Raw genomic sequence first — 6,281 nt, 5'->3', positions numbered from 1 at the left:
CAGATCATGTCGAAATCATTGTCAGGATCGACCGAGCCATTCTTCGATGGCAGGTCCCGGATGTGACCGTAGGAGGCGAGAACCTTGTAGTCCTTGCCGAGGTATTTGTTGATCGTTTTAGCCTTCGCGGGCGACTCGACGACGACAAGTTTCATGGGGGCACCTCTTCAAGGGCGGGAGTGATGGGATGGGCAGGCGCCGCCTGTCAAGGCCGGAACTGGATCAGCCGTCTTCGCGATAGGCCAGGAAAGTGAGCGTGCAGAAGAGCACGAACAGGGGCGGGCTCCAGGCCGCAACCACGGGCGGCACCGCCCCGGTGGCCCCGAGACTGGACGAGAATTGGGTGAAGAAATAGAGGCCTACAGCCATCAGCGACCCGATGGCGAGCAGGCGCGATGTGCCGCCAAGCCGCGACAGGCGCAGGCAGACAATAGCGCCGATCAGGCCCATGGCCACGAACAGGGCCGGCGTGGCCATCAGGCTGTTCCAGCGCATCTTGTAGCGCGAGGCATCGAGGCCCGCCGCCTGGGTCTGGCTGACGAAGCGGGGCAGGTTCCAGAAGCCGATCGTGTTGGGCGAGGCAAACTTGTCAAGCAGGGTGACGGCGTCGAGCGAGGTCGGGATGGCGAGGTTCGCCTTGCGCTCCGGCGGCAGGTTCGGGACGTTCTCGACCACGTTCTCCAGTTGCCAGAAGCCGTTTCGGAGATAGGCGCGGGTCGCGTCGATGCGGCGCACGAACGTATAGTCATTGGTTGGCCGGTTGCCGGCAAAGAGGCGCTCTTCCTCGATCATCTTGACGTCGACGAGCACGATGCCGCCTTCCTCGACGCGCCGGGCATGGATCACGATCTGGCTGGAATCGTCGCCCTGGCGCAGCCAGACGCCGGTATCGGAGACAGCCATGGCCTCGCGACCGTTATCGAGCAGGCGGGCGCGCTCAAGCTCGAAGGATTCCGTGAGCTTTGCGGCGAAGGGGTTCAGCACCGTGGTTGTGAAGATTCCGAGCACGAGGGCCATGACGATGACCGGGGCGAGGAAACGCCAGGCCGAGATGCCGCTGGCGCGGATGATGGAGAGTTCTGACCGGCGGTTAAGGCGGGTAAAGGCCAGCATCGACGCCACGAGAATGGCGAAGGGCAGGGTCTGCTCCATGATCAGTGGCAGCTTCATGAGCGACAGGCGGAGGGCACCAGCGAGGCTGAGCTTCACGTCGCCGCCAACCGTGCGCAGCTGTTCGACAACGTCGATCATCAGGATGGCGAGCAGCAGCACGCCCAGCACGAGCACGAGGCCACTGAGGCATTCGCGCAGGATGTAGCGCTGGATGCGGGAAAAGGTGAAATTCATGCAGGCGCCCCTTTGCCCGGAAGGATCCGGTCAAGGTTGGGGCGGTCGACCTGCCCGATTTTTCGCCCGCGATGGAAGTAGATGTAAGCGAGCACGCCAAATACGCCGATGGGCAACAGCCATTGGAGAATATTGAGTGACGGATCGTCTGCGGCAGACGATTGCAGCGCCAGCTGGACGATGAGCACGACGATCGCGCCGGCGCCGGCCAGTGCGATACGCTTGCCATAGCCCTTGCGGCTGAAATCGCCGCCAAGCACGGCGAACACGGCAATCATCGCCATCACCATGTTGAGCAGTGGCGTGGTGAGGCGCGCATTGGCCTCGGCGAGCAGGTTGTCGGCTTCCTTGGCCTCGAAATAGTTCGATCGGTCGACGAAGAAGAGTTCATACAGGTATTTGTCGGAGGCTTTCAGGACGAGGTCGGAATCCTCTTTCATGAAATCCGTGAGATCGAACATGTACTGTTCGAATTCGAGGATCGAGAGTTGCTGGTTGTCATCAAGCTGCTGGCTGATCGCATCGCGCAGGAGCAGGGTCGGGCGACCCTCCACTTCAACCAGCGCTGCACTGCGGGCCAGGATGTCTGTCGGGAATTCCGGATCTGTCATGTCCGAGATCAGCACGCCGCGCAGTTCGCCATTGATCTGCTCGCGGGCGTAAAAGGTTAGGCGTTCGCCATTGCTGGTGAACTGGCCGGGGCGAATCAGGGCGGCGGCAAGATCGGCGCGGGCAACCGACACGGTTTCGCGCATGGCGCGCTGGGCGGCGGGCTGGACCCAGAGGTTCACAGCCAGGTGGGCCACGGTGCACAGGACGGCGAGGCGCATGATCGGTGATGCGATCTGCCACGGTGTCATGCCAGCAGCCTGGGCGACGACGATCTCGCTGTCCTTGTGGATACGGTTGAGTGACCAGACACCGGCCACGAACAGGGCGAGCGGCGTTAGCAGCGCGATGACCTGCGGCGCGCCGAGCATCACTATATAGAAATAGGTGAGGGCAGACTGGCGGTTTTCGAGGATGAGATCGGTGCGTGACAAGCCTTGCGCCAGGAGCGCAAGCATGGCGAGGCCACCGACAATGATGAGCACGGCCCGCAAGACTTCGTAGAAAAGGTAGGTCTGGACTTTGCTCATACGCTCAATTGGGAAACATTTTCCGGTAAGCCTGCCTGAAACAGGTCATTTTTTTCTTAGCTAACGAGTTGCACTGCGCACGTCGACGTTTAGTTTCCGTCACAAATGGAGAATACTCACATGAAAATCACATTCGCCGATGCCGCCAAGGCTGACATTGTTGCCTTCATTGTTGATGAAGGCGACGGTTTACCGGCCGGTGCGGCGAGCCTGGACACGGCATCTGGCGGGCTGCTGACGGAAGCCCTGACCGGAGCGCGCTTTGACGGGAAGAAGGACCAGCAGGCCTTGATCGTGCTGCCAAAGGGCAGTGATTCCCGGCGCGCCGTGCTGATTGGTGGCGGAAAGCCGAAGAAACGCGATGCGCGGATTCTGGAGTCCATCGGGGCCAATCTCGTAAAATCGCAGACCAAAAGCGGGTTCAAATCCCTGGCCGTGCATGTGGGCAGTGCCGAGGATGCCGCAAGGGTCGCACTGGGCGCCAAGCTCGCGGCCTATCGTTTTGATACATATTTCACCAAACAGAAGCCCGACCAGAAGCCGAGCCTGACTTCGGTGACCGTGGTTGTGGACGATGCCAAGGCCGCAAAAGCCGCCTTTGCGCCGCTGGAGGCGGCTGCAGAGGGTACGATGCTGGCGCGGGACCTGGTGAACCTACCGCCGAACGACCTGTATCCGGCAAGCTTTGCGGCGAAACTGAAGGACCTGTCCGAGTTCGGTGTCGAGGTGGAGATCCTCGGCGAGATGGACATGGCGAAGCTGGGCATGAATGCGCTGCTGGGCGTCGGGCAGGGCTCGCGCAAGGAAAGCCAGCTCGGCATCATGAAATGGAACGGCGGCAAGCCGGGCGAGGATCCGGTGATCCTGATCGGCAAGGGCGTCTGCTTCGACACTGGCGGCGTGTCGCTGAAGCCCGGACCCGGCATGGAAGACATGCGCGGCGACATGGGCGGGGCAGCGGCTGTGACCGGCGCGATGCGGGCGCTGGCAGCCCGCAAGGCGAAAGTGAACGTCGTCGGCCTGGTCGGTCTTGTCGAGAACATGCCGGATGGCGATGCGATCCGCCCCGGCGATATCCTGAAATCGGCCAGCGGCCAGACCATCGAGGTCCAGAACACCGATGCCGAAGGCCGTCTCGTGCTGTGCGACGTGATCTGGTATGCGCAGGAGCATTTCAAGCCGAAGGCCATGGTCGACCTTGCGACGTTGACCGGTGCCATCGTGATGGCGCTGGGCCATCATCATGCGGGCATGTTCACGGGCAGTGACGATCTTGCCGATGAACTGAGCAAGGCCGGCATGACCGAAGGAGAGCGCGTCTGGCGCCTGCCGATGGGGCCTGAATATGACAGCCTGCTGAAATCCAAGTTTGCCGACATGCGCAATATTGGTGGCCGGGCGGCTGGCTCGATCACGGCGGCGCAGTTCCTGAAGCGGTTCGTGAAGGACGGCGTGAAATGGGCGCACTTGGATATTGCCGGTGTGGCTTGGGTTGAAGGCGAGAAGGCGGCACTGGATGTCAGCTGGGCGTCCGGCTTCGGACCGCGCCTGCTCGACCGCTGGATCGCTGAAAACTACGAGGACTAGTCAGTGGCGGATACGCCGGCGCCTGAATGGTGGTTCTACCATCTCTCCCGCACGACGCTGGAGCAGGCGGCGGCGCCGTTGATGGCGAAATGCCTTGAGGCCGGCTGGCGGGTGCTGGCGGTCTCGCCCAATGCCGAGCGCCGGGCGGCGCTGGACGCAGCGCTGTGGACCTATGAGGACAAGAGCTTCCTGCCGCATGGCCAGGCCGAGGCACCGGGGCTGGATGCCAAACGCCAGCCCATCCTGCTGTCGGCGAAGGCGGACAATGTGAACGGCGCGGCGGCTTTGGTGCTGATGGACGGCGTCGAGGTGCCGGTGGACGCGCCCTATACGCGCTGCATGGTGATGTTCGACGATGGCGACAGCGGCGCGCGGACAAGGGCGCGGGCGCAGTTCAAGGCGGCCAAGGATGCCGGCTTGGTGACGCGCTATTTCCAGCAGACGCCGAAGGGCGGCTGGAGCGAGGCGGGCGTGTGACCATCATTCCGGCAGACTGGGCCGTGTTCGCATTCCTCGCCGTGTTCGTGCCGGTTTGGGGATGGTTCGATCACCGGGCTTTCCTGCGGCGTGAATCGGTTGCCGACACGGACATCCTTTCCGCCGAATACATGAAGACGATGGCGTTTCATGGCGTGATCGCGGCCAGCGTCCTGGCCACGTGGTTTGTACTGGGACGGGACTGGAGCGCGCTGGGGTTCAGGGATCCCAACCTGGCGGGCCATTTCAGGATCGGCAGTTTCATCGCCGCGGCCCTGTTGATCGGGATGGTGCTGAACCTGCTGGGCGGACGGGTCAGCGGGAGAGGCGATGCGGCGCGCCTGAAGGCCTATGGAAAGTTGGCGCCCTTCCTGCCGAAGACGCCGCGACAGCACAGATGGGGCATGGCCCTGTCCCTAAGCGCGGGCGTCGCGGAAGAAATTGCCTATCGCGGGTTCGTGATGTGGATGCTGGCTTTCGTCATGCCGGTCTACGCGGTTATCGCGGTACAGGCCGTGGTGTTCGGCATGGCGCACGCCTATCAGGGCTGGGGCGGCACGGTCGGCACGGCGATCCTGGGCGCGGTCATCGGCTTGGTCTATTGGGCGACGGGATCGCTGTTCCTGCCGATCCTGCTGCACGTGCTTGTCGACGCGATGTCACTCAGCCTCGCCTATTTTACCTATCGCCGGCAGGCGCGCCGCGAGGCCGGCGCCTAGGCCTTCTTCACGAACTCCGATTTCAGGCCCATGGCGCCGATGCCGTCGATCTTGCAGTCGATGTCGTGGTCGCCGTCGACGAGGCGGATATTCTTCACCTTGGTGCCGCGCTTGACGACGAGCGAGCTGCCCTTGAGCTTGAGATCCTTGATGACGGTGACCGTGTCGCCATCGGCGAGCGGGTTGCCATTGGAATCCTTGACCACCTTGTCGCCAGCCTCGGCGGCTTCACCGGCGGTCCATTCATGGGCGCATTCCGGGCAGACCAGCATCGGGCCGTCTTCATAGGTGAATTCGGACTGGCATTTGGGGCAGGGTGGCAGGGTGCTCATGATGGGGATCCTTGATCGGGCGTGATACTCGCCCCTAAGCCCCATCCAGCACCTGTGCAAGCGCCGCCCTGAATGCTTGCCCCGACGGGCAGGCGCCGCTATAGGCCGCGCCAACACTCCATTTCCCACACAACAGGAACTTCTCCATGGCTGTCCAGCGCACTTTCTCTATCATCAAGCCCGACGCGACCCAGCGTAACCTGACCGGTGCCGTCAATGCCGTGATCGAAAAGGCTGGCCTGCGCATTGTCGCCCAGCGCCGCATTCAGATGAGCCAGGCCCAGGCCGAGCAATTCTACGGTGTTCACAAGGAACGTCCTTTCTTCGGTGAACTGGTCGAGTTCATGACTTCGGCACCTGTCGTCGTTCAGGTTTTGGAAGCTGACGACGCTGTTGCGAAATACCGCGACGTGATGGGCGCGACTAACCCGGCTGACGCCGCTGACGGCACGATCCGCAAACTGTTCGCCCTGTCGATCGGCGAAAACTCGGTGCACGGTTCGGACTCCGAAGAGAATGCCGGCATCGAAATCGCGCAATTCTTCACGGCTGACCAGATCGTCGGCTAAGGCTTCCTGCTGATCTTGCAGACGGAAAGACCGGATGGCGTTTCGCCCTCCGGTTTTTTTGTGCCTGCACGCGCGGCGCCTGCGGGGGGCGCTTGGGAGGTGGTTTGGGTG

At 62.5% G+C, this 6,281-nt stretch carries 8 protein-coding genes; 4 read left to right on the top strand and 4 right to left on the bottom strand.

Annotation, left to right across the window (positions count from 1 at the left end; all coding sequences use genetic code 11):
* The 3 genes from AADA04_RS04395 to AADA04_RS04385 form a co-directional block, all read right to left on the bottom strand.
* On the bottom strand, window positions 1-155 hold a 155-nt coding region (locus tag AADA04_RS04395), incomplete at its 3' end, for a toprim domain-containing protein (RefSeq protein WP_340692026.1).
* Window positions 156-222: 67 nt separating this feature from the next.
* A complete protein-coding gene (gene lptG, locus AADA04_RS04390) occupies window positions 223-1,347 on the bottom strand; it encodes an LPS export ABC transporter permease LptG (RefSeq protein ID WP_340692025.1) in 1,125 nt (374 codons plus the stop codon).
* Window positions 1,344-2,486 (bottom strand): LptF/LptG family permease, encoded by a 1,143-nt coding sequence (locus AADA04_RS04385; protein WP_340692024.1) that lies wholly within the window; start codon window positions 2,484-2,486, stop codon window positions 1,344-1,346. The genes lptG and AADA04_RS04385 overlap by 4 nt, the downstream gene beginning before the upstream one ends.
* Window positions 2,487-2,606: 120 nt before the next feature.
* On the opposite strand from AADA04_RS04385, the gene AADA04_RS04380 reads away from it, so the two are divergent.
* Genes AADA04_RS04380 through AADA04_RS04370 form a run of 3 tightly spaced genes read left to right on the top strand, consistent with a single transcriptional unit; the run spans window position 2,607 to window position 5,269 of the window.
* Window positions 2,607-4,073: a leucyl aminopeptidase gene (locus tag AADA04_RS04380; protein ID WP_340692023.1), complete on the top strand. Its 1,467-nt coding sequence runs from the start codon at window positions 2,607-2,609 to the stop codon at window positions 4,071-4,073.
* A gap of 3 nt (window positions 4,074-4,076) precedes the next feature.
* Complete coding sequence (locus AADA04_RS04375; protein WP_340692022.1) at window positions 4,077-4,550, top strand: DNA polymerase III subunit chi; 474 nt, start codon at window positions 4,077-4,079, stop codon at window positions 4,548-4,550.
* A complete protein-coding gene (locus AADA04_RS04370; RefSeq protein ID WP_340692021.1) occupies window positions 4,547-5,269 on the top strand; it encodes a type II CAAX endopeptidase family protein in 723 nt (240 codons plus the stop codon). Before AADA04_RS04375 ends, AADA04_RS04370 begins: the two co-directional genes overlap by 4 nt.
* Here AADA04_RS04370 and AADA04_RS04365 read toward each other — a convergent pair.
* The gene (locus AADA04_RS04365) at window positions 5,266-5,601 is read right to left on the bottom strand and encodes a zinc ribbon domain-containing protein YjdM (protein WP_340692020.1); all 336 of its coding nucleotides are present in this window, start codon (window positions 5,599-5,601) and stop codon (window positions 5,266-5,268) included. The genes AADA04_RS04370 and AADA04_RS04365 overlap by 4 nt on opposite strands.
* A 146-nt stretch (window positions 5,602-5,747) precedes the next feature.
* Between AADA04_RS04365 and ndk the strand changes: the two genes are divergently transcribed.
* Entirely contained in the window at window positions 5,748-6,170 is a 423-nt protein-coding gene (gene ndk / locus AADA04_RS04360) for a nucleoside-diphosphate kinase (RefSeq protein WP_340692019.1), read from the top strand.
* Window positions 6,171-6,281: the final 111 nt, after the last annotated feature.

Source organism: Hyphomonas sp., assembly GCF_037969335.1.
Taxonomy (GTDB): domain Bacteria; phylum Pseudomonadota; class Alphaproteobacteria; order Caulobacterales; family Hyphomonadaceae; genus Hyphomonas.
This window is presented reverse-complemented; position numbering and strand designations above follow the sequence as displayed.